This is a genomic window from Pararhizobium polonicum, from assembly GCF_001687365.1.
Classification (GTDB): Bacteria; Pseudomonadota; Alphaproteobacteria; order Rhizobiales; family Rhizobiaceae; genus Pararhizobium; species Pararhizobium polonicum.
On sequence record NZ_LGLV01000012.1, the window covers coordinates 66,109 to 88,411 of the forward strand.

23 protein-coding genes are annotated in these 22,303 nt (G+C 62.0%); 13 read left to right on the forward strand and 10 right to left on the reverse strand.

From position 1 onward, the window contains the following. Positions 1-124: 124 nt before the first annotated feature. Positions 125-337, forward strand: coding sequence for a cold-shock protein (locus tag ADU59_RS19095; protein WP_037095903.1), 213 nt, complete (start codon positions 125-127; stop codon positions 335-337). A 156-nt stretch (positions 338-493) separates the two neighbouring features. Here ADU59_RS19095 and dusA read toward each other — a convergent pair whose 3' ends face one another. Beyond that, entirely contained in the window at positions 494-1,582 is a 1,089-nt protein-coding gene (dusA, locus tag ADU59_RS19100) for a tRNA dihydrouridine(20/20a) synthase DusA (protein WP_068955743.1), read from the reverse strand. Between the two features lie 338 nt (positions 1,583-1,920). Between dusA and ADU59_RS19105 the strand changes: the two genes are divergently transcribed. After that, entirely contained in the window at positions 1,921-2,343 is a 423-nt protein-coding gene (locus tag ADU59_RS19105; RefSeq protein ID WP_083198341.1) for a hypothetical protein, read from the forward strand. Between the two features lie 148 nt (positions 2,344-2,491). On the opposite strand, the gene ADU59_RS19110 is transcribed toward ADU59_RS19105, so the two are convergent. Further along, positions 2,492-2,734: a DUF982 domain-containing protein gene (locus tag ADU59_RS19110; protein ID WP_068955744.1), complete on the reverse strand. Its 243-nt coding sequence runs from the start codon at positions 2,732-2,734 to the stop codon at positions 2,492-2,494. Positions 2,735-2,986: 252 nt separating this feature from the next. Next, positions 2,987-3,235, reverse strand: coding sequence for a hypothetical protein (locus ADU59_RS19115; protein WP_068955745.1), 249 nt, complete (start codon positions 3,233-3,235; stop codon positions 2,987-2,989). A gap of 314 nt (positions 3,236-3,549) precedes the next feature. Between ADU59_RS19115 and ADU59_RS19120 the strand changes: the two genes are divergently transcribed. The 3 genes from ADU59_RS19120 to ADU59_RS19130 all read left to right on the forward strand — a co-directional run bounded on the left by ADU59_RS19120 (position 3,550) and on the right by ADU59_RS19130 (position 5,053). Further along, complete coding sequence (locus ADU59_RS19120; protein ID WP_068955746.1) at positions 3,550-3,753, forward strand: hypothetical protein; 204 nt, start codon at positions 3,550-3,552, stop codon at positions 3,751-3,753. Positions 3,754-3,820: 67 nt separating this feature from the next. Next, positions 3,821-4,504: a fumarylacetoacetate hydrolase family protein gene (locus ADU59_RS19125; protein ID WP_068955747.1), complete on the forward strand. Its 684-nt coding sequence runs from the start codon at positions 3,821-3,823 to the stop codon at positions 4,502-4,504. 18 nt (positions 4,505-4,522) lie between these two features. After that, positions 4,523-5,053, forward strand: coding sequence for a gamma carbonic anhydrase family protein (locus tag ADU59_RS19130; protein ID WP_068955748.1), 531 nt, complete (start codon positions 4,523-4,525; stop codon positions 5,051-5,053). Positions 5,054-5,059: 6 nt separating this feature from the next. Here ADU59_RS19130 and ADU59_RS19135 read toward each other — a convergent pair whose 3' ends face one another. The 4 genes from ADU59_RS19135 to ADU59_RS19150 form a co-directional block, all read right to left on the reverse strand. After that, positions 5,060-7,444: a heavy metal translocating P-type ATPase gene (locus ADU59_RS19135; RefSeq protein ID WP_068955749.1), complete on the reverse strand. Its 2,385-nt coding sequence runs from the start codon at positions 7,442-7,444 to the stop codon at positions 5,060-5,062. Between the two features lie 91 nt (positions 7,445-7,535). Next, a complete protein-coding gene (locus ADU59_RS19140; protein WP_068955750.1) occupies positions 7,536-7,940 on the reverse strand; it encodes a Fur family transcriptional regulator in 405 nt (134 codons plus the stop codon). Continuing rightward, complete coding sequence (znuB, locus tag ADU59_RS19145) at positions 7,940-8,773, reverse strand: zinc ABC transporter permease subunit ZnuB (RefSeq protein ID WP_068955751.1); 834 nt, start codon at positions 8,771-8,773, stop codon at positions 7,940-7,942. The genes ADU59_RS19140 and znuB overlap by 1 nt, the downstream gene beginning before the upstream one ends. After that, on the reverse strand, positions 8,766-9,713 hold the full coding sequence (locus ADU59_RS19150; RefSeq protein WP_068955752.1) for an ATP-binding cassette domain-containing protein: 948 nt from the start codon (positions 9,711-9,713) through the stop codon (positions 8,766-8,768). Before ADU59_RS19150 ends, znuB begins: the two co-directional genes overlap by 8 nt. A 120-nt stretch (positions 9,714-9,833) precedes the next feature. Between ADU59_RS19150 and ADU59_RS19155 the strand changes: the two genes are divergently transcribed. Together ADU59_RS19155 and zigA are read left to right on the forward strand one after the other, a co-directional pair. Beyond that, complete coding sequence (locus tag ADU59_RS19155) at positions 9,834-10,811, forward strand: zinc ABC transporter substrate-binding protein ZnuA (protein ID WP_068955915.1); 978 nt, start codon at positions 9,834-9,836, stop codon at positions 10,809-10,811. Between the two features lie 94 nt (positions 10,812-10,905). Beyond that, positions 10,906-12,111 carry a zinc metallochaperone GTPase ZigA gene (zigA, locus tag ADU59_RS19160; RefSeq protein ID WP_068955753.1) on the forward strand — a complete coding sequence of 402 codons (1,206 nt, stop codon included), beginning with the start codon at positions 10,906-10,908 and terminating at the stop codon, positions 12,109-12,111. A gap of 197 nt (positions 12,112-12,308) precedes the next feature. Here the strand turns inward: zigA and ADU59_RS19165 are convergent, their stop codons facing one another. Next, positions 12,309-12,662 carry an RcnB family protein gene (locus tag ADU59_RS19165; RefSeq protein ID WP_068955754.1) on the reverse strand — a complete coding sequence of 118 codons (354 nt, stop codon included), beginning with the start codon at positions 12,660-12,662 and terminating at the stop codon, positions 12,309-12,311. 579 nt (positions 12,663-13,241) lie between these two features. Here ADU59_RS19165 and ADU59_RS19175 point away from each other — a divergent pair. Next, positions 13,242-13,814 carry a TRAP transporter small permease subunit gene (locus tag ADU59_RS19175; protein ID WP_068955756.1) on the forward strand — a complete coding sequence of 191 codons (573 nt, stop codon included), beginning with the start codon at positions 13,242-13,244 and terminating at the stop codon, positions 13,812-13,814. Next, the gene (locus tag ADU59_RS19180) at positions 13,811-15,610 is read left to right on the forward strand and encodes a TRAP transporter large permease (RefSeq protein ID WP_068955757.1); all 1,800 of its coding nucleotides are present in this window, start codon (positions 13,811-13,813) and stop codon (positions 15,608-15,610) included. The genes ADU59_RS19175 and ADU59_RS19180 overlap by 4 nt, the downstream gene beginning before the upstream one ends. Positions 15,611-15,719: 109 nt before the next feature. Here the strand turns inward: ADU59_RS19180 and ADU59_RS19185 are convergent, their stop codons facing one another. Beyond that, positions 15,720-16,826 (reverse strand): TRAP transporter substrate-binding protein, encoded by a 1,107-nt coding sequence (locus tag ADU59_RS19185; RefSeq protein WP_068955758.1) that lies wholly within the window; start codon positions 16,824-16,826, stop codon positions 15,720-15,722. A 516-nt stretch (positions 16,827-17,342) separates the two neighbouring features. On the opposite strand from ADU59_RS19185, the gene ADU59_RS19190 reads away from it, so the two are divergent. From ADU59_RS19190 to ADU59_RS19205, 4 genes are all read left to right on the forward strand, one after another. After that, positions 17,343-18,320 carry a sulfate ABC transporter substrate-binding protein gene (locus ADU59_RS19190; protein WP_068955759.1) on the forward strand — a complete coding sequence of 326 codons (978 nt, stop codon included), beginning with the start codon at positions 17,343-17,345 and terminating at the stop codon, positions 18,318-18,320. Between the two features lie 62 nt (positions 18,321-18,382). Continuing rightward, positions 18,383-19,237 carry a sulfate ABC transporter permease subunit CysT gene (gene cysT, locus ADU59_RS19195; protein WP_083198342.1) on the forward strand — a complete coding sequence of 285 codons (855 nt, stop codon included), beginning with the start codon at positions 18,383-18,385 and terminating at the stop codon, positions 19,235-19,237. Positions 19,238-19,239: 2 nt separating this feature from the next. Then, entirely contained in the window at positions 19,240-20,145 is a 906-nt protein-coding gene (gene cysW / locus ADU59_RS19200) for a sulfate ABC transporter permease subunit CysW (RefSeq protein WP_068955761.1), read from the forward strand. After that, a complete protein-coding gene (locus ADU59_RS19205) occupies positions 20,142-21,161 on the forward strand; it encodes a sulfate/molybdate ABC transporter ATP-binding protein (protein ID WP_068955762.1) in 1,020 nt (339 codons plus the stop codon). The genes cysW and ADU59_RS19205 overlap by 4 nt, the downstream gene beginning before the upstream one ends. Before the next feature lie 92 nt (positions 21,162-21,253). Here ADU59_RS19205 and mgrA read toward each other — a convergent pair whose 3' ends face one another. Beyond that, complete coding sequence (mgrA, locus tag ADU59_RS19210) at positions 21,254-22,285, reverse strand: L-glyceraldehyde 3-phosphate reductase (protein WP_068955763.1); 1,032 nt, start codon at positions 22,283-22,285, stop codon at positions 21,254-21,256. Positions 22,286-22,303 lie beyond the last annotated feature (18 nt).

Below are 22,303 nucleotides of genomic sequence, written 5' to 3' on the forward strand. Positions count from 1 at the left end.
TCTTTCCCCGTTATCGTGACTTCACCGACTGGCTTTCCGTAATAAAGACAAAACCGGAAAGAAAAACGTCTCCACCCTGGCAGGGGTGAGGACACATCGTTTAAGGGAAAAAAGGACTTCTCCCATGGCCACCAAGGGCACCGTAAAATTCTTCAACCAGGACAAGGGTTTTGGTTTCATCACGCCGGAAGGCGGCGCCAAGGACGTGTTCGTACACATCTCCGCGCTGCAGGCCGCTGGTCTCCAGACCCTGAAGGACGGCCAGCAGGTCACCTTCGACACCGAGCCGGATCGCATGGGCAAGGGCCCGAAGGCCGTCAACATCCAGGCCGACTAAGCCTCGATTTGATCGCCTCGCGATGACTGAATTGAACGGCGTCCCTCGGGGCGCCGTTTTTTTGTCTGACGATCATCCCCGGGGCAAATATCCGTGCAATGATCGGCTGGATCGGCCGGCACCGGCGCAAGCCGACGGGTTTGCAAGCCTGTTTTTTTACTCCGCCGCCTGCTGAGCCCCCGCAGCCGAAAAGATCGCCTCGAAGGCCGCGGCGATCACCTCCGGCCCGGCCCCTGCCCGCGTCGCGTCGGCCGACAGGATCTGCCGGAACCGCCGCGCCCCCGGCCAGCCCTGAAACAGGCCGACCATGTGGCGGGTGACGTGAATGAGCCGTCCGCCGGCCGCGATATGCCCGGCCGCATGCGCCATCATCGCATCGCGCACCCCGGCCCAGAAATCCGGCGACGCCCGGTGTCCGCCGGCGGTCAGGGCCTCGTCGCCGAAATCGGCCGGCGCGGCCCCGCTCAGCGGATGCGAAAAATATCCGTCCACGGCCGTCAGCATGGCGCTATCATGATAGGCAGCCCGTCCAAGCATGACGCCATCGACATGGCTCAGTTCTTCGACGGCGTGATTCAAAGTGCCAAGACCGCCGTTGATACCGATGAAAAGATGAGGGTTTTCCGATTTGAGACGATGAACGAGATCATAATCCAGCGGCGGAATATCCCGGTTTTCCTTGGGCGACAGCCCCTGTAGCCAGGCTTTTCGCGCATGCACCCAGACCGCGTCCGTGCCGGCATCGGCGACGCGGGCAACGAGATCGCGCAGCGCCACCTCCGGCGCCTGGTCGTCGACGCCGATCCGGCACTTCACCGTCACCGGGATCGCCACCGCCGCCTTCATCGCCGCCACGCAGTCGGCCACCACCGAAGGCTCGCGCATCAGGCAGGCGCCGAACGTGCCCGACTGCACCCGGTCGGACGGGCAACCGACATTCATGTTGATCTCGGCATAGCCGAACTGCTCGCCGATCCGTGCCGCCTCCGCCATCTTGGCCGGATCATTGCCGCCCAGCTGCAGCGCCACCGGCTGCTCGACCGCATCGAACCCCAGCAACCGCCCCCGGTCCCCGCGCAGGATCGCCTCGGAAACGATCATCTCGGTATAGAGCAGCGCATGGCTCGACAGCTGCCGGGCCAGGAAGCGGTAATGCCGGTCCGTCCAGTCGATCATCGGGGCGACGGCGAAGACGTTCGGCCGGTGCGCCGCCACAGGACTGTAAAAACAGGAATTCGCCGTCATGCTCTCAAATCTCGCTCTCGCGCAGCCACCATCCGGAATTGCCTGCGATTGTCGGACCGGCGGCAGCCGCACGGGTCCCAGCCTGCGATTATGCGTCCGGACCATATTCGTCGGGGCCAGGGTTGCCGTGACAAAAACCGCGCCTATATCGCTCGCCGATGCGATAGATCGCTACACGCTGGCGGCCATGAAGGCAAGAGCGGCCCGGTTGGGGTTACCGTGGGCGGGCCGAGCAAAGCCGTGATGCCGTCCTTTGGTGTTGATGCCGGATTGCTGTACGGTTATTGCTCGCCCGGAGCGATAAGTACCCGCGAACCGTCATCAGGAGCCCGATCGAAATGAAGACAGTTGCCGATCTTATTCTTGAGCTTCAGCATGCCACGGAACACGACCGGAAGCTCGATGTCTCCATCGGCCTCATCATGGGTTACAAACGCCGTATCACCACCGGGGAAGGCAAGGGCGGTGAAAAGGGACGAAAGGTGATCTGGCTGTATCCTTCAGACGGCGAGGAAAGCACGGTGGTCCCCCTCTTCACCTCCAGGATTGACGCCGCCCAACTTCTGGCCCAAACGTTGTTGCCCGGCTGCATCGGCGGCTTCACCTGGAGCCCCCGCAATGCAACCGCCCGCATCAACGACGGGCCGACATTCACAGCCGTCACGCCATCCATCGCGCTTTGCGTCGCAGCCCTGAGCGCCAAGCATTTCCAGCCGAACGAAAGGCTGGATGACGATGACGCCGATCTGACGGAGGATTGACGCCGGCGCTCAAGAGGAATGAACATCCACCGTCATCCGGGAAAACATATCAGCTGCCCGTCGGGACATCACTCGTTGACACGCAACCGGACATCCCAGCCGCATGACACGGATCATGGATGGTCAGGACCGGGCGAGGAACGCGGCGCTAATGCGCCTGAAGCTTCGCCTCTTTGGCAGCAGAGATGAAGACCTCCCTCGCCTCTTCCGGCGACTTGCGGCCATCGAGCGCTGCGCGGCAGAAGCTTCTGGCGGCAACGTAGCGGGGGCCGCGCAGATCCGGCCAGGTGTCCATCAGGCAGATGAGGGCATCGAACGGCCCCAGCACCACCTGAGAGCCCTTGTGGGCGAACCCCACCTCCACGGGATTGGACCATTTGGTATTTGGCATGAGCGTCTCCTCCGAATGTCTTGCCAGACCACAACAGGAGAATAGCTGATTTGGTTCCGCAAGGGCAGTGTGCAAAACGAAAAAAGCCTGCCGCGGGAGGAGGTGCGGCAGGCTTCTGAAAATGACCCACGGTCGGGAGGAGGTGACCGCTGATCGGCCGCAGCGTTTCGGGAGGAGGTGAATCGCTGCGATAAATATGACTTTATTGTTGCATTGCATCAAAATCAAGGCGAATCTTATGCGGCGCAACAATTACCAGGAGCGGCGGCTGCGTGACGGAGCGCTCGAACCGCTGCCGATCAGGTAGCCGGCGACAAAGGCCGCGGCGCCGAACATGAGCAGCGCCGTGCTGGTCGCCGACGGGTGGTCCTGTGCGGTCCGGACCACGGCGCTCGCCTCGTCCTTGACATAGCCGACCGCCTGCTTGGCGCGTGCCGCCATGCCGCTTGTCTCGTCCAGTTCGCCGGTGAAACCGGTCCGCAAATTCTTGATATTGGCCATCTCGCGCTCCTTCTCTGTCCCTGGGCTCTGTCCCTGGCTGTCTCACCGGCGAAAACACCTGGAACGCGGGAATGTTCCATATCGGCAGGGAGGATGCCCGTCCCCTGAGCGTATGCCCGAAAATAGGCCGGTTTCAGCCTTCTTCGACAGCCATTTGCGCATCATTACGATGCGAATCCAAGCACCTGCTAAAAAATGACTGTCGCGATCCCATCATATGTGGCATGCTAATAGATGAGGTGCCTCATAAAAACCAATTTCGGAGTAGCTACTGCAATCCAGAATCAAAAAAATAAAGAGACGGGAGAAATCACATGGTAGAGGAAAATCTGTATCGCATCGTCGAAGTCAGCCTGAAGCGTGGCACCGATCGCCGCGATGTCGGTATCATGACCGTCCGTCAGGCGCTTGAGCTTCCCGATGTCCCGAGCCTAGAATATACCAATCCGGAACGGAACGCCCGGGCCGGCAGCCAGTTCCTGACACGCGACCAGCTTGAGGCCTACGTCTGCAGCTGAAGCGTCTTTCCCCACTCCGTAAAGGGGTGCTATCATCAGGCATTCGCAATCGAATGTCTGGATATCGATGACAACTGTAATTCCCCTTCCCGCGCCCGTGCTGCTGCCGGTGGCACAGTCAGATCAGACCTTTCCCGTTCGCCGCGTCTATTGCGTCGGGCGCAATTATGCTGCCCATGCGATCGAGATGGGCCATGATCCCAACCGCGAACCGCCCTTCTTCTTCCAGAAAAACCCGGAAAACCTTCAGCCGGCGGCACAGTTCCCCTATCCGCCGCTTTCGGCCGACGTACACCACGAAGTCGAACTCGTCATCGTGCTGAAACAGGGCGGCGACGCCATCCGTGCCGGAGATGCGCTTGACTGCGTCTATGGCTATGCCGTCGGCATCGACTTCACCCGCCGCGACCTGCAGGCCGAGGCCAAGGCGGCAGGCAAACCCTGGGCCGCGGCAAAGGCCTTCGAACACTCGGCGCCGGTCTCTGAGATTGTCCCGGCGCAGGCAATCGGCCATCCCGAGAACGGCAATATCTGGCTGAAGATCAACGGCGAGACGAAACAGCAGGGTGATCTCAACCAGATGATCTGGAAAGTGCCCGAAATCATCGCCGAGCTGTCAAAACTGTTCACACTGGCGGCCGGCGACGTGATCATGACCGGGACGCCGTCGGGCGTCGGGCCGGTATCGCGCGGCGACGTGGTGTCCTGCGGCGTCGATGGCGTCGCCACACTGACCGTCACGGTCGTCTAAGAGAAGAAAGAACCGATCATGCCGCTTTACGCTCTTGGCCCGACGCGCCCCGATGTGCCGCCTGACGGCAGCTATTGGGTGGCGCCGGATGCGCATGTCATCGGCAAGGTCGAACTGGGCGAGGATGTCGGCATCTGGTTCGGTGCGGTGCTGCGCGGCGACAACGAGCCGATCCGGGTCGGTGCCCGCACCAATATTCAGGAAGGTGTCGTCATCCATGTCGACCCCGGCTTTCCGGTGACGATCGGAGAAGGCTGCACCATCGGCCACCGCGCCATCGTGCATGGCTGCACCATCGGCGACAATTCGTTGATCGGCATGGGCGCGACGGTGCTGAACGGCGCCGTCATCGGCGACAACTGCCTGGTTGGCGCCAATGCGCTGGTGACCGAAGGCAAGGTCTTCCCCGACAATTCGCTGATCGTCGGCGCTCCGGCAAAGGCCATTCGCCTGCTGGACGAGACGGCCGTCACCGGGCTGAGGAAATCGGCCAACGGCTATGTCAGCAAATGGCAGCTGTTTGCCACCAGCCTGTCGGTGATCGAGTAGACGCGATCAGAGCTTCAATCTCCTCAACCGCAGCGCATTGGCAACGACGGAGACAGACGACAGGCTCATCGCGGCGGCGGCCAGCATCGGCGACAGCAGCGAGCCGGTGAGCGGATAGAGCAATCCGGCCGCGACCGGCACGCCGATCGCATTGTAGCCGAAGGCAAAGAACAGGTTCTGGCGGATGTTCGAAAGTGTCGCCTTCGACAGGGTCCGTGCCCGCACGATGCCGGACAGGTCGCCCTTCAAGAGTGTGATGCCGGCGCTCTCCAGCGCCACGTCGGCGCCGGTGCCCATGGCGATGCCGACATCGGCTGCCGCCAGTGCCGGCGCATCATTGATACCGTCGCCCGCCATAGCGACCACGCGGCCTTCGGCCTTCAGCCGCTCGACCAGTGCCTTCTTGGCCTGCGGCAACTGATCGGCCGCAACCTCGTCGATCCCGAGCGCCTTTGCCACGGCCTGAGCCGTGACCGCATTGTCGCCGGTCGCCATGATGACGCGAACGCCATCGGCATGCAGTGCGCGGATCGCCTCGGCCGCGTTGAGCTTGATTTCATCGGCAAGCGCCAGCAGACCGGCAGGCTGGCCGTTGACGGCGATGTAAAGCGCCGTGCGGCCGTTCTGGCGCAGGCTTTCCGCATGGCCGGCAAAGCTGGTGATGTCGATCGCCGCATCCGCCATCATGGCGGCATTGCCGGCCATCACCGTCTCCCCGTCGACCTTGCCCGATACGCCCTTGCCGTTGATCGCTTCGAAATCGGTAACGGAGGTGAGCAGGACATCCCGCGCCGCGGCGCCGGCAACGATGGCTTCGGCCAGCGGATGCTCCGACGCTCTTTCCAGGGAGGCCGCCAGCATCAGCAGCCGGTTTTCGGGAAAGGCGGGATGCACCAGCACGTCGGTCAGGCGCGGCCTGCCTTCGGTCAGCGTTCCGGTCTTGTCGACGATCAGCGTATCGACGGCGGCAAGGCGCTCAAGGGCGGCGGCCTCGCGGACCAGTAGGCCCGACTGTGCCCCCCTGCCCGTCGCCGTCATGATCGAGATCGGCGTTGCCAGCCCCAGCGCACAGGGGCAGGCAATGATGAGCACGGAAACGGCCGCCACCAGCCCATAGACGAAGGACGGTTGTGGACCAAGCAACAGCCAACCCACGAAAGCCAATACCGCGACGATGACGACCGTAGGCACGAACCAGCCGGAGACGCGATCGGCCAGCTTCTGGATCGGCGCCCGCGAGCGCTGGGCGGACGCAACCATCTCGACGATCTGCGAGAGCACCGTGTCGCTGCCAACCTTTTCCGCCCGCACGACAAGCGTGCCGTTGCCGTTGACCGTGCCGCCGGTCACCCCGGCGCCCTGCGTCTTTTCCACCGGCAACGGCTCGCCGGTGATCAGGCTTTCGTCAACGCTGGAGCGGCCTTCGGTGACGATGCCATCGACGGGTACGGCTTCGCCGGGGCGCACACGCACATGGTCGCCGGCGAGAATGTTCTCAAGCGGCGCGTCCTGCTCCGTCCCATCCGGCTGGATCCGCCGGGCAATCTTCGGCGCCAGCTTCATCAGGGCACGGATCGCATCGCCAGTGCGCTCACGGGCGCGAAGCTCGAGGATCTGGCCAACGAAGACCAGTGCAACAATGACGGCGGCCGCTTCGAAATAGACGGCGACATCGCCATGATGCCCACCGAACTCCATGGGAAAGAGGCTGGGAAAGAGCGTCGCAACGACGCTATAGAGATAGGCAGCCCCGACGCCGAGCATGATCAGCGTCCACATATTGTAGTGGCCGGTGCGTACCGAAACCCAGCCGCGCTCGAAGAACGGCCGTGCCGCCCACAGCACCACAGGCGTTGCCAGGATCAATTCCAGGTAAGCCGTGAGCCTGCCGCCGATCCAGTCACGGATCGGCAGGCCGAGCATCGGCCCCATCGAGAGGATGACCAGCGGCACGGCGCAGGCAAGGCTTACCCAGAAGCGCCGGGTGAAATCGATGAGTTCGTGGTTGGGGGCATCGACCGGAGCGCCCATCGGCTCCAGCGCCATGCCGCAGATCGGGCACGGACCCGGTGCGTCGCGGACGATTTCGGGATCCATCGGGCAGGTATAGAGCGTCGCCTTCTTCGCCACCTTCGGCTTGTTCTTCGAATGGCCGGACAGGAAGAACCACGGATCGGCGCCAAAGCGGTCGTGGCAGCGCTGGCTGCAGAAATGATAGGTGGTGCCCTGATAGTCGAGGCTCGGTTTGCCCGCATCGAGCTTGACCGTCATGCCGCAGACAGGGTCGATCGCGGTACCGGATGCTGCGGCATCGGCGTGCGCATGATGATGAGCGTGACCATGCGCATCGGCTGAAAACAGAGAGTCGGATAGCGATTCGTGATTGTTCACGGGGGGACCTTGGCGGGTTGGGATGTCTCGGCATCCGCTTGGGCAACAGGACGTCGACTGCCCTCGCCAAGCTTATTCGGCGGTGCAGCGCTTATTCAGCGGTGCAATTCTGGCAGTGACCACGAATCTCGACCGTCGTTTTCTCGGTCTTGAAATGCTGCTTGCCGGCAAGCACCGACAGGCGCTCCTCCATGCCCGCGTCATGCATCTCGGTGACCTGGCCGCAATCCTCGCAGATCGCAAAGGCCGTCACGCCATGATCATGGTGATGATGGTGATCGGGATGGGTGCAGGCGACGAAGGAATTCATGCTCTCCAGCCGGTGGATCAGGCCGAACTCCAGAAGCTTGTCCAGCGCCCGGTAGACCTGCAGCGGCGCGCGAAAACCGTGGTCGCGCAGCTTGTCGAGGATGGTATAGGCGCTGAGCGGCCCCTCTGCATGCTCGAGCGCGTCGAGCACCAGCGACTGGTTCTTGGTGAGTTTCTGTATCGCCATCAGTGATGTCCCCCATGCGTCGAGTGAATGGCCGTCTCGGCTTGTGCGTTCCGCCTGAACGGCAAAAGACTGAGCACGAAAAGCCCCATCGCCGCAACCACGATCGACGGCCCGGACGGCGTATCGAAATGCAGCGATCCGAACAACCCGCCGGTGACGGCAAGCGCGCCGATCACCGAGGCAAGCACGGCCATGATCTCCGGCGAGGTGGCAAAGCGCCGCGCGGTCGCGGCCGGGATGATCAGCAGCGAGGTGATCAGCAGGATGCCGACGATCTTCATGGCGATCGCGATCACCAGCGCCATCAGCAGCATGAAATAGAGCCGTGCCCGCTCCGGCTGCAGGCCTTCGGCCTCGGCCAGTTCCGGATTGACGGTGGAGGCAAGCAGCGGCCGCCAGAGATAGACGATCGCCGCCAGAACGAGGATACCACCGCCCCAGACGAGATCGATATCGGCCTCGGAAACGGCGAGAATATCGCCGAACAGGAAGCCGACGAGATCGATGCGCACCCAGGTCATGAAGGCGACCATGACAAGGCCGATCGACAGCGCCGAATGAGACAGGATGCCAAGCAGCGCATCGGTGGACAGCGCACCGCGCTTCTGCAGCAGCAAAAGGAGCAGCGACACGGCCGCGGCGACGATGAAGACGCTGATCATCAGGTTGAGATTAAACAATAGCGACAGCGCCACGCCGAGCAGCGCCGAATGGGCCATCGTATCGCCGAAATAGGCCATGCGCCGCCAGATGACGAAGCAACCGAGCGGGCCGACCGTGATGGCAAGGCCGATGCCGGCAATGAGCGCGCGAGTGAAGAAATCGTCAAACACGGCGCGTCTCCTTCGTGTCCGATCCCTGCTTGTCAAACCCTTGCAGGCGGCTTTTGTGACCGCAGCCGCAATCCGGTCCATGGACGTGACCGGCGTGATCATGAGCATGGTCGTGGTCGTGATCATGGTCACCGTGATGATGACCGTCGTCGGGATGGCAATATTGCGTGATGCTGCCGTCGGCATGGCGGACGCGGCCGTCAGGCAGATGGGTATGGTCGTGGTCGTGGCTGTAAACGGCGAGCGTCTGGGCGGCCCGGCTGCCGAACAGTTTCAGATATTCCGGGCTCTGGCTGACCATCTGCGGCGTGCCGCGGCAGCAGACATGACCGTTCAGGCAGATCACCGTATCGGTCTCGGCCATCACCACATGCAGGTCATGCGAGATCAAGAGGATGCCGCAGCCGGTCCGGTTGCGGATCGACTTGATCAGATCGTAGAGGGCGATCTCGCCGGAGAAATCGACGCCCTGCACCGGTTCGTCGAGAACCAGGAGGTCCGGCTTGCGGGCGATGGCGCGGGCCAGCAGCGCCCGCTGGAATTCGCCGCCAGACAGGTGCTGCACCTCGGCGCGGGCGAGATGCGCAATGCCGGTCGAATGCAGCGCTTCCTCAACCTCGCGTCCCTTCAGCGGTCCGGTCAGCGTCATCAGCCGTTCGACGGTCAAGGGCAGCGTCCAGTCGATCGCCAGCTTCTGCGGCACGTAGCCGACTTTCAGTCCCGGCAGTTTCTCGACCCAGCCCTCGTCCGGCTTGAACACGCCGATCGCCGCCTTCGCCGTCGTCGATTTTCCCGAACCGTTCGGGCCGATCAGCGTGACGATCTCGCCGCGGCTGATCGAGAACTCGACGCCGCGCACCAGCCAGCGGCCGTTGCGGCGCACACCGGCATTGTTCAGGGAAACGAGCGGCGCCTGATCGGTCTTGCGGAAATTCAGCATCAAAAAAATCCGGGTGAGATGTTGCCAGTGGCTATGCCACACGTTATAGCGTAACGCAATTGATGTAATAACATTACGTATATTTGCAAGACCCGATGCTTGCAATACAAGGAGTTCCGCATGCGCCTGAAAAAACCGCAGTTTCTCGCATCTACCCTGCTTTTCGCCCCCGCCCTGTTTCTGGCAGCAGGCACCGCGCATGCCGAGGTTCCCAATGTCGTCGTCTCGATCAAGCCGATCCACTCGCTGGTTTCAGCCATCATGCAGGGTGTCGGCGAACCCGCCCTGATCGTCGAGGGCGCCGCCTCCCCCCACACTTACAGCATGAAGCCGTCCAATGCCTCGGCGCTTGAAAAGGCCGATGTGGTCTTCTGGGTCGGCCACGGGCTGGAGGCCTTTCTCGAGAAGCCGCTGGAAACGCTGGGCAGCGGCGCAAAAATCGTCGAACTGGACGACGCGCCGGGGCTGGAAAAACTGAAATTCCGCGAAGGCGGCGCGTTCGAAGCCCATGATGACGGCGACGAACACGAAGCAGGCGCCCATGCCCACGAAGAGGGTCACCATCATGGCGAAGGCGAATACGACATGCACCTCTGGCTCGATCCGGCCAATGCCAGGGCGATGGCGGTCGAAATCGAAAAGACGCTTGCCGTAGCCGATCCGGACAATGCGGCGGCCTACAAGGCCAATCTCGATGCGCTCGGCACGCGGCTGGACGCCCTCGACAAGACTCTGACCGAGACCGTCGCGCCGATCAAGGACAAGCCTTTCATCGTCTTTCACGATGCCTACCAGTATTTCGAGCATCGCTACCACGTGAAGGTCGCCGGCTCGATCACCGTCAGCCCCGAGACGCTGCCGGGTGCTGCGCGTCTGAAGCAGATCCATCAGAAGATCGTCGAACTGGGCGCAACCTGCGTCTTTGCCGAACCGCAGTTCGAACCCAAGCTGGTCAACATCGTGCTCGAAGGCACACCGGCGAAATCCGGTACGCTGGATCCGGAAGCAGCCACGCTCGACGCCGGTCCCGACCTCTATTTCCAGCTGATGGAAGGCATCGGCACGTCGCTGAAGACCTGCCTGTCTTCCGGCAACTGAACACGTTCCTCCCGAGCGACTGAGAGAGGCGGGCCACAAGTCCGCCTTTTTCAGACCATCAAATGTAATAATATAACATAAAGGAATGCAGCCAATGTCCGACAGACTTCCGGTCACCGTTCTCTCCGGCTTCCTTGGCGCCGGAAAGACCACGGTGCTCAACCACATCCTCAACAACCGCGACGGACTGCGGGTGGCCGTCATCGTCAACGACATGAGCGAGGTCAATATCGACGCGGCGCTGGTGCGCGACGGCGGCGCCAACCTGTCGCGAACGGAGGAGCAACTGGTCGAGATGACCAATGGCTGCATCTGCTGCACCCTGCGCGACGATCTCCTCAACGAGGTCCGCAAGCTGGCGGAACAGGACCGGTTCGACTACCTGCTGATCGAATCGACGGGGATCGCCGAGCCCCTCCCCGTTGCCACCACGTTCGAATTCCGCGACGAGAACGGCAACAGCCTGTCCGACGTGGCCCGGCTCGATACGATGGTGACCGTCGTCGATGCCGCCAACCTTCTGGCCGACTATTCCTCCGCCGACTTCCTCGCAGACCGTGGGGACACCGCGGGCGAAGGCGATACCCGCACGCTTGTCGATCTGCTGGTCGAGCAGATCGAGTTCGCCGATGTCGTCATCCTCAACAAGACCGGCAGCGCCACGCCGGAACAGCGCGATGCGGCGCGAAAAATCATCGTCGGGCTCAATCCGGATGCGCGGCTGATCGAGACGGATTTCGGCAAAGTGGGGTTGCGCGACGTTCTCGGCACCGGCCTGTTCGACATGGCGAAGGCCGAGCAGCATCCGCTGTGGTACAAGGAATTGCACGGCTTCAAGGATCACATCCCGGAAACGGAGGAATACGGTATCCGCTCCTTCGTCTACCGGGCGAAAAGGCCGTTCGATCCGGCCCGTTTCCACAGTTTCGTCCATCGGCCATGGCCGGGAGTCGTGCGGGCAAAGGGCTTTTTCTGGCTGGCGACGCGCCCGCATCACGTCGGCGAACTCAGCCAGACGGGACCGATGGTGCGCACGTCGAAGATGGGGCTCTGGTGGTCGGCGGTTCCCAAGGCCCAATGGCCGGATGATCCGGGATTCCTGGCGATGATGGAGCCCTTCCTCGACCCCATCTGGGGCGACCGGCGCCAGGAGATCGTCTTCATCGGTGCCGATCCGATGGACCAGGCAGCACTGGAGGCCGAACTGGATGCATGTCTCGTCGACAGTTCCGCCTTTTCACCGAACCACTGGCGCAACCTGCCGGACCCGTTTCCGGACTGGAGCCAACGGGCGGCCTGACGCTCCCTGCGCGGTATCCTGCGGTGACACTCTGCCCTGTCACGCAAGCGAGGCCGGGTGTCCCGGCGGAATCGCTGAATGAAACGGCCAGGAGCAGACAAAAGCTCGCGCCGGAGCATTTCGATGTGCCCGCGGACCCCGCGCGCACATCGCCGTTCAGGTAAGGCCCGGCCATCAGGCCACAGGCCCGTCTGGTCCTATCGGGTGGCCAGATTGACGATCACGCCGGTCGCGACGCTGATCAGCAGGAAATCGTTATCGACCCGTACCCATTGCTGGCCACGCGGCGGAGCGCGCAGCTTGTAGCGGCGGTAATCATTGACCGCCGAGATATGGCGGCGCTCGGCCGGCGACAGGCGGTGGCCGCGTGCCCAGCGCTTCTTGACAATGACGCGCTTCTCGACAGTTTTCTTGTTGCCGTGCTTGTAGACGTTCCTATCGACATGGCGCTCGTTCACCTGAGCGACCTCGAAGGGCTTGGCAGACTGCGCGAAGGCCATCGGCGCCGTCAGGAAGGAGCTTGCGACCAGCGCAATCAACAGACGTTTCATCGGGGTGTCCTTTCGTTTTTGACACCCCGAAACTACCGTCCCAATGATGAACGGAAACTGAAAGTAAAAATTACAAAATTGTAATGGAATCAGCTAATTATAAGAATTAACTGATACACCGACCAAACATGCAACCGGCGGTTACAGCGGCTCATCGCCGACGCGATCGAAATCGGTGGCCTGCGCCCGGCCCGATATATCCCTGCGCCCGGCCCGATATATCAACGACAAAGACGGCAGCGAACGCCCGATCATTCCGCCGGCAACGACAATCACTTCGGGGCAAGCGCCCCCACCAGACGCCCGTTGGCGGGTCGAGCGCCGATCGTCGCCGACACCATTCGTCACGTTCCTCCGGCTCACCGCTCCGCAGCAACGTAGGCTGCCTCTTTCCACATGGCAGCACGGTTTTCCCTCTATTTCTGCTCAAGCTTTAGGCATTGCTGTTAAGTCCATATGCGACTTTGGTATGACGTTGCCGGACTATGCGCGCGCGGACTTGAAACGGGGCCTGAAATCGGCACTGTGGCTGTGCTTGGCAAAAAAAATCGAAAATCAGCTTAGCGGGGAGGAATATGCATGACCGCACTGCTCGGCATCAGCAGGCTCATCGACCGTGTTACGGAAATCATCGGAAAATCAGTCTCGTGGCTGATCCTGGTGGCCGTTCTGGTCAGTGCCGGCAACGCCATTATCCGAAAAATATTCAATATGTCGTCGAACTCCTGGCTTGAGGCGCAATGGTACCTGTTCGGTGCCGCCTTCATGTTCGCCGCCGCCTATACGCTCAGCCAGAACGAGCATATCCGCATCGACATCGTCTACGGCATGTTCTCGCGCCGGGTGCAGCACTGGATCGACCTGTTCGGCCATGCCGTCTTCCTGATGCCGTTCGTCCTGCTGATGCTCTACTATCTGGTTCCCTACGCCCAGATGTCCTACGTCTCCGGCGAGATGTCGTCGAGCGCGGGCGGGCTGATCATCTGGCCGGCCAAGGCGATCCTGCTGTTCGGTTTCATCCTGCTCGCCCTGCAGGGCGTCTCCGAAATCATCAAGAAGATCGCGATCATGACCGGCAACATGGAGGACCCAACGCCCTACGTGCCGACACATGCGCCGCTGGAAGATGTGGCACCGGAGGTGCGCACGTGATGGCATTCATCGCTGAAAACCTCGCGCCGATCATGTTCGTTTCGCTGATCGTGTTCCTGCTACTGGGTTATCCGGTGGCGTTCTCGCTGGCGGCGAACGGTCTGCTGTTCTTCGTCGTCGGCGTGGAGCTTGCTCCCTTGTCTGCCGGTTCGATCAACCTCTCCTGGCCTCTGCTCAACGCGCTGCCGGACCGGTTCTGGGGGGTGATGTCGAACGACACATTGCTTGCCATCCCCTTCTTTACCTTCATGGGGATCGTGCTCGAACGCTCCGGCATGGCCGAAGACCTGCTCGATACGATCGGCCAGCTGTTCGGACCGATTCGCGGCGGCCTTGCCTATGCCGTGATTTTTGTCGGTGCGCTGCTGGCGGCCACCACCGGCGTGGTCGCGGCCTCGGTCATTGCCATGGGCCTGATCTCGCTGCCGATCATGCTGCGCTACGGCTACGATCGGCGCGTCGCCTCCGGTGTCATTGCGGCATCCGGGACGCTTGCCCAGATCATTCCGCCGTCCCTCGTCCTCATCGTGCTTGCCGACCAGCTCGGCCGTTCGGTTGGCGACATGTATGCCGGCGCGCTGATCCCCGGTCTGGTGCTCACCGGGCTCTACATGCTCTACATCCTGATCATGACCTTCGTCCGGCGGGACTCCATGCCGGCGCTGCCGCTCGAAGCACGCACGCTCGGCTCCGGCGTCACCTCGCTGATCATCGCGCTGATCGTCGCAGCCGGCATTGCCTATGCGGCCCATGTCTATCTTTCGCCGACACACGGAGAAAATGCCGATATCCTCGGGGCAACGGTCGGTGTCGGCTTCATCTATGTGGTCGCCCTCATCGACCGGACGATGAAGATCAACGCCATGTCCCGGCTGGCACAACAGGTCATCATCGTGCTGATCCCGCCCCTGGCGCTGATCTTTCTGGTGCTCGGCACGATCTTCCTCGGCATCGCCACACCAACGGAAGGCGGCGCCATGGGCGCGGTCGGCGCTCTCGTCATGGCAGCGGCGAAGGGCCGTCTGAACATGGATGTGGTCCGTTCGGCGCTGACGGCCACCACCCGGCTGTCGTCCTTCGTGCTGTTCATCCTGATCGGCGCGCGGGTCTTCTCGCTCACCTTCTACGGCGTCAACGGCCATGTCTGGGTCGAGCATCTGCTGGTCTCCATGCCGGGCGGCGAAACCGGCTTCCTGATCATGGTCAACCTGCTCGTCTTCTTCCTGGCGTTCTTCCTGGATTTCTTCGAGCTCGCCTTCATCATCGTGCCGCTGCTCGTACCGGCAGCCAACGCTCTGGGGATCGATCTCATCTGGTTCGGCGTGCTGCTCGGCATCAACATGCAGACGAGTTTCATGCACCCGCCCTTCGGCTTCGCGCTCTTCTACCTGCGCTCGGTCGCTGCCAAGGTGCCCTATCTCGACAGGGTTACAGGCAAGGTGACACAACCGGTGACAACGGGACAGATCTACTGGGGTGCCGTGCCCTTCGTCGGCATCCAGATCATCATGGTGGCGCTGACCATCATGTTCCCGCAGATGGTCATGCACTACAAGGGCGATGCTCCGGCCGTCGATCCGGCGACGATCAATATCGTGGTGCCGGGCTTCGGCACCGGCGGCGGCGGTCTCACCCTGCCCGACAATGGCGGCGGGCTTGGCCTGCCCGGCGGCCTGCAGCTACCGGCCGGCAATCCGCTCGACGGAAGCAGCCAGAAGCCGACGGACCAGAACGGCGCGACCGGCGAACAGAAGAAGCCGGCCAACGACCTCAGCGCTCCGCCGTCCTTCAACTGACCATCAAAGGGCCGGTCTCGACACCGGCCCTTCTCCATAGTCATAGACAAAGAAAACCCTGGAACAATGGCTGTTCCAGGGTTTTCAATTTCGCCGATGGCACTTGTGCTTAGAGCTTGCCGCCGCGCTGCTGGATCATCATGAAGGTGTCGTAGTTGTATTCGGCGATCTGGGCGTTCAGGTAATACTCGCCGCGGAAGGCCTTGATCGACTCCCAGATCTTCTTGAAGGTCGGGTTTGTCGCTTCGATTTCCGCATAGACCTCGTTGGCCTTGTCGAAGCAGGCCGACAGGATTTCCGGGCTGAACGGGCTGAGCTTGGCGCCCGCACCGACAAGCCGCTTGATCGCAGCCGGGTTCAGATAGTCGTACTTCTGCAGCATGTCGGCATCGGTCGCCTGGCAGGCCGTGCGCAGCAGCGACTGATAGCTCTTCGGCAGACCGTCGAAGGCAGCCTTGTTGAACATGGCATGCACGGTCGGGCCGCCTTCCCACCAGCCGGGATAGTAGTAGTACGGCGCCACCTTGTAGAAGCCGAGTTTTTCATCGTCGTAGGGACCGACCCATTCGGCCGCGTCGATGGTGCCCTTTTCCAGCGCCGGATAGATATCGCCGCCGGCGATCTGCTGCGGCACGACGCCAAGCTTCTCGACCACCTTGCCGGCAAAGCCGCCGATACGCATCTTCAGACCCGACATGTCGGCCACGGTCTTGATTTCCTTGCGGAACCAGCCGCCCATCTGCACGCCCGTGTTGCCGCCCGGATAACCGACGAGGCCCTGGGTTGCCAGGAATTCGTTGAACATGTCGATGCCACCGCCATGGTACTGCCAGGCATTGTGACCGCGCGCATTGAGCGCGAAGGGCACGGCAGCGCCGAGCGCCCAGACCGGGTCCTTGCCCCAATAGTAATAGGAAACCGTGTGGCAGGCCTCGACCGTGCCGGCAGCGGCGGCATCGGCCGCCTGCAGACCGGGAACGATTTCACCGGCGGCAAAGACCTGAATCTGGAAATTGCCGTCCGTCGCCTCGGACAGATATTTTGACAGCACTTCGGCGCCGCCATAAATGGTATCGAGCGATTTCGGGAAGGACGACGCCAGGCGCCAGTTGATCTTGGGGTTGCTCTGGGCAATGGCAGGCGCTGCGAGCGCCGTGGCAGCGGCGGCACCAACGCCACCGAGACCCACGCGCTTGATGAAAAGACGGCGATCCATGTTCTCTCCTCTGTTTTCGCGGGCAGCCCGGGCTTGCCGATGCTGCTCCTCCCCGCGGGCGCAGGCCGCACCAGCCGGTCGCGGCTGGTTCAAACGGACATGCGCATTTCTGAATTCACGATATCCAGTCACGCATCATTGCAATGAAATCACGTGCCTCCACAGGCAGCTTACACGCTCATCCCCTCATGTCCAGCGGCGTGGATCGGGGCCTGCCTTCGACTTTTGTCTAATGACAAGCCTCAATGTTTGCAGCAACTTACGTTAGGTTCATCATCGCGCGGGCCGCACGGTGATTTGGTATGAGGATGCGGCGCCAACCTGTTGAATAGTCTCATAGACGCCCACGCCCGGAGAGACCGGCAATTTCAACGCCACGATGCATCTGTTTCCTCCCTCCGGCCATTGGGGCAATTTTTTTCCACCATCGGCCCGAACAGACACGCGCGGGTTCCTCGGAATGGCTCCGCATGCACCCTATGCTGCCTTCGAAAATCATTTCTCGGGGAGTATTCCATGAAACGTCTTCTTCTGATCGGTGCGGCACTCGCAGCATTGACCGTTCCGGCTGCCGCTGCCGACAAGCTGCTCAACGCATCCTACGACGTTTCGCGCGAGTTGTTCGAAAAGGTCAACGAGGCCTTCATCGCCGCCCATCCCGGCGTCACGGTCGATCAGTCGCATGGCGGCTCGTCCAAGCAGGCGCGCGCCATTCTCGAAGGGTTGGAAGCCGATGTCGTCACCTTCAACCAGGTGACGGATGTCGATGCGCTGGTAAAGGGTGGCTTTGTTTCGGAAGACTGGAAGAGCGACTTTGCCAACAACGCCTCGCCCTTCTATTCCTTCCCGTCCTTCCTCGTTCGCGAAGGCAATCCGAAGGGCATCAAGGACTGGGACGACCTCGTTCGCGACGACGTCAAGGTGATCTTCCCGAACCCGAAGACGTCTGGCAACGCCCGCTACACCTATCTGGCGGCAACCGCCTATGCGAAGGAAAAATTCGCCAACGATCCGGCCAAGGTGGAAGCATTCGTCAAGAAGATCTTCGACAATGTTCCGGTGTTCGATACCGGCGGCCGGGCCGCGACGACGACCTTCGTCGAGCGCGAGACCGGCGACGTGCTGATCACCTTCGAGGCCGAAACCAAGGGCATCGCCAAAGAATTCGGCGAGGACAAGTTTGACATCGTCACGCCGTCCGTCAGCCTTCTGGCCGAATTCCCGGTCGCCATCGTCGACAAGGTGGTCGACAAGCACGGCACCCGCGACCTGGCGAAATCCTATCTCGACTTCCTCTACACACCGGAAGGCCAGAAGATTCTCGCCGAGAACGGCAATCGCGTGAATGACCCGAAGGTGGCAGCGGAATTCAAGGACCAGTTCCCGGATGTTCGCCTTCTCACGGTCGAAGATGTGTTCGGCGGCTGGGGCAAGATCAAGGAAGAGCATTTTGCCGAAGGCGCAGCGCTGGATAAAATCTACGGCGCTCGTTGATCCCAACCGTATAATGTGAAAAACCGGGGCCGCGTCGGACAATCGTCCGGCGCGGCTTCCCGATGTTTTCAACTCCGGCTTTCAAAGGGCACGTTTTGGCACGGCGCATTCTTCCAGGCTTGCCCCTGACGCTCGGCATCACGCTCGTCTATGTGGCCATCATCGTCGTGCTGCCGCTTGGCGCGCTGGTTTTCAAGGCCGCAAGCCTCGGCCCGGAAGACTATTGGCGGATCATCTCTTCCGAACGGGCCGTCGCCAGCTACCGCATCACCATTCTCTGCGCTCTTGCCGCGACGCTGTTCAACCTGGTGTTCGGCCTGTCGCTCGCCTGGATCATTGTCCGCTATCGGTTTCCCGGCAGGCGGCTGATCGATGCGCTGGTGGACCTGCCCTTCGCGTTGCCGACGGCAGTCGCCGGGATTGCGCTCACCACCCTTTTTGCCTCCAACGGCTGGTTCGGCGGCCCCCTGGGGGCGATCGGCATCAAGGTCGCCTACACGCCGCTCGGCATCATCATCGCCATGGCCTTCACCAGCCTGCCCTTCATCGTCCGCACCGTACAGCCGGTACTCGAAGAACTCGATCCCGCGCTTGAGGAAGCCGGGCAGACGCTCGGTGCCAGCGATCTGGAAATTTTCCTGCGGGTCATCCTGCCGCAGCTGGCGCCATCGCTGCTGGCCGGTCTGTCGCTGTCCTTCGCCCGCAGCCTCGGCGAATTCGGGGCGATCATCTTCATTGCCGGCAACCAGCCTTTCGATACGGAGATCACCGCCCTCCTCGCCTTCATCCGGCTGGAGGAATACGACTATCCGGCATCGGCCGCGATCGCCTCGGTGATGCTCATCGCCGCCTTCACCATGCTGGCCGTGACCAACCTCCTGCAGGCCCGCGCCCTGCGCTACACGGTAAAGGGTTGACCATGGCCCAAACCAAGACCAGACGCCCGCCGCGCATCGGCGAAGCCCCGGTGTTCCGCAACACGATGATTGCCATCGTGCTGGTGTTTGTCGTCCTCGTCATCGTCGCACCGCTCGCCGTCATCGGTTTCGAGGCTTTTTCCAAGGGCGTCGCCTATTTCGGCAAGACCATCGCCAATTCCGATACGCGCCACGCCATCATGATGACGGCGCTGACGGCACTGATCGCCGTCCCCATCAACACGACCTTCGGCGTCGCTGCCGCCTGGGCCATCACCAAGTTCGACTTTCCGGGCCGCCGCCTGCTCCTGATCGTCATCGAGATCCCCTTCTCGGTGTCGCCCATCGTCGCCGGCGTCGCCTATATGTTCGTCTATGGCCTGCAGGGCCTGTTCGGGGATGCACTGCAATCGGCCGATATCAAGATCCTCTTCGCCCTGCCCGGCATCGTGCTGGCCAGCATGTTCGTGACCGCACCCTTTGTTGCCCGCGAGCTCATTCCGCTGATGCAGGCGCAGGGCCGCGATCTGGAGGAGGCCGCCACCTCGCTCGGCGCCAGCGGCTGGCGGACGTTCTTCTCCGTGACGCTGCCCAACATCAAATGGGCGCTGCTCTACGGCGTCATCCTGTGCAATGCCCGCGTCATGGGCGAATTCGGCGCCGTCTCGGTGGTCTCCGGCAACATCCGCGGCCAGACCAACACGCTGCCGCTGCACATCGAACTGCTGTACCACGACTATAACGCCATCGGCGCCTTTGCCGCCGCCTCGATCCTGGCGGCTCTGGCCGTCGTCACCCTGATCGCCAAGGTGGCGCTCGAGCGCCGGGGCGCCGGCCGCGTGCGCCCGCCCTCGCTTGCCGGCGCATCCCCGGCAGGATCGCAGCCCCTACCGGAGACCACGCCGTGAAAATCCGCCTCGACACCGTCGTCAAGACGTTCGACACCTTTCGCGCCGTGCACGGCGTATCGCTGGATATTGAGAGCGGCGAGCTGGTGGCCCTGCTCGGCCCTTCTGGTTCCGGCAAGACGACGATCCTGCGCATGGTCGCCGGCCTCGAATTTCCCGACGATGGCGCCATCTATTTCGGTGACGAAAATGCCACCGATATCGAAGTGCGCCATCGCGGCGTCGGCTTCGTCTTCCAGCACTATGCGCTGTTTCCACACATGACCGTCGGCGAAAACATCGCCTTCGGCATGAAGGTCTCGAAAACCAAACGCTCGGCCTCGGCGATTTCCGACCGGGTGACGGAGCTTCTCCACCTGGTTCAGCTCGAAGGCTTGCAGGACCGGTTTCCAGCGCAGATTTCCGGCGGCCAGCGGCAGCGCGTGGCGCTGGCGCGTGCGCTCGCCGTCGATCCGAAAGTGCTTCTGCTCGACGAGCCCTTCGGCGCGCTTGATGCAAATGTCCGGCGCGATCTGCGCCGCTGGCTGCGGAAAATCCACGAGGAGCTCGGCATCACCACTCTGTTCGTGACGCACGATCAGGCCGAGGCACTCGATCTCGCCGACCGGGTCGTCATTCTCGACAAGGGAAAAATCGTCCAGACGGGAACGCCGGAAGAGGTCTGCCGCGCACCGGCCAGCGCCTTCGTAATGAATTTCCTTGGCGATGCCAACCGGCTCAAGGTCACCGTTTCGGGCGAAAAAGCCCATATTCAGGACGTCGCTTTCGATGCCCCCGGCATCGCAGACGGCCCGGCGGAACTGTATTTCCGGCCGGCCGACGTCACCTGGCGCGAAGACGGCCATGGTATCCAGGCGACGATTGCCCGCGTCATCGACCGGCCGGATTCCAAACGCGTGCTGGCTCTGACGGTCGATGGCCAGGCCATCGAATTCGATACCGCTCCGGAATTTCCGTTCCGTGCCGATACGCGTGGCTTCGTCGATATCCGCCGTCCACGCGTCTACCCGGTTTGAACACTCCGGCCTGCTTGCGCCCGAAACGACAAAGGCACCGGATCGGATGACCCGGTGCCTTTTCATTGACGCCCTGAACGGGTGGCCGAGGCTTACACGCGCTCGGCCGACGTCGCCCAGAGGTTGATGTCGGCTTCCTTGGCATAGATATCGATCTCGGCCAGTTCTTCCGCCGTGAACGTGTCGTTGTTCAGTGCAGCGACGCAATCGACGATCTGCGACGAACGGCTGGCGCCGATCAGCGCCGAAGTAACGCGGCTGCCGCGCAGCACCCAGGCGATCGCCATCTGCGCCAGCGTCTGGCCGCGTTTCTCGGCGATCTCGTTGAGCTTGCGGATATTGTCGATGATCGACGGGCGGATGAAATCCTTCTTGAGGAAGTGGTTCTGCGCCGCGCGGCTGTCGGCCGGAATGCCGCCGAGATATTTCGTCGTCAGCATGCCCTGCGCCAGGGGTGAAAACACGATCGAGCCTGCGCCGAGATCATCCAGCGTATCGACCAGCCCATCATCCTCGACCCAGCGGTTGAGCATGGAATAGCTCGGCTGGTGGATGATCAGCGGCGTGCCGAGATCCTTGAGGATGGCGGCCGCCTCGCGGGTGCGCTGCGAATTGTAGGAGGAAATGCCGACATAAAGCGCCCGGCCCGAACGCACGATGTGATCGAGCGCGCCGCAGGTTTCCTCGAGCGGCGTTTCCGGATCGAAGCGGTGCGAATAGAAGATATCGACATAATCGAGACCCATGCGGGCGAGGCTCTGGTCGCAGGAGGCGATCATGTACTTGCGGCTGCCCCATTCGCCGTAAGGACCCGGCCACATGTCGTAGCCGGCCTTGGATGAAATGATCAGCTCGTCACGCAGACCGGCAAAATCGGTACGCAGGATTTCGCCGAAAGCGGTTTCAGCCGAGCCCGGAGGCGGACCATAGTTGTTGGCGAGGTCGAAATGGGTGATGCCGAGATCGAATGCCGTGCGGCACATGTCGAGTTTGCGCTCGTGCGGCGTGTCATGGCCGAAATTGTGCCACAGGCCGAGCGAGATCGCCGGCAGCTTCAGCCCGGTCTTGCCGCAGCGATTGTACTTCATCGTCTCGTAGCGATTGTCCGCCGGTTGCCAGCTCATCGTTTCATCCTGCCCTAT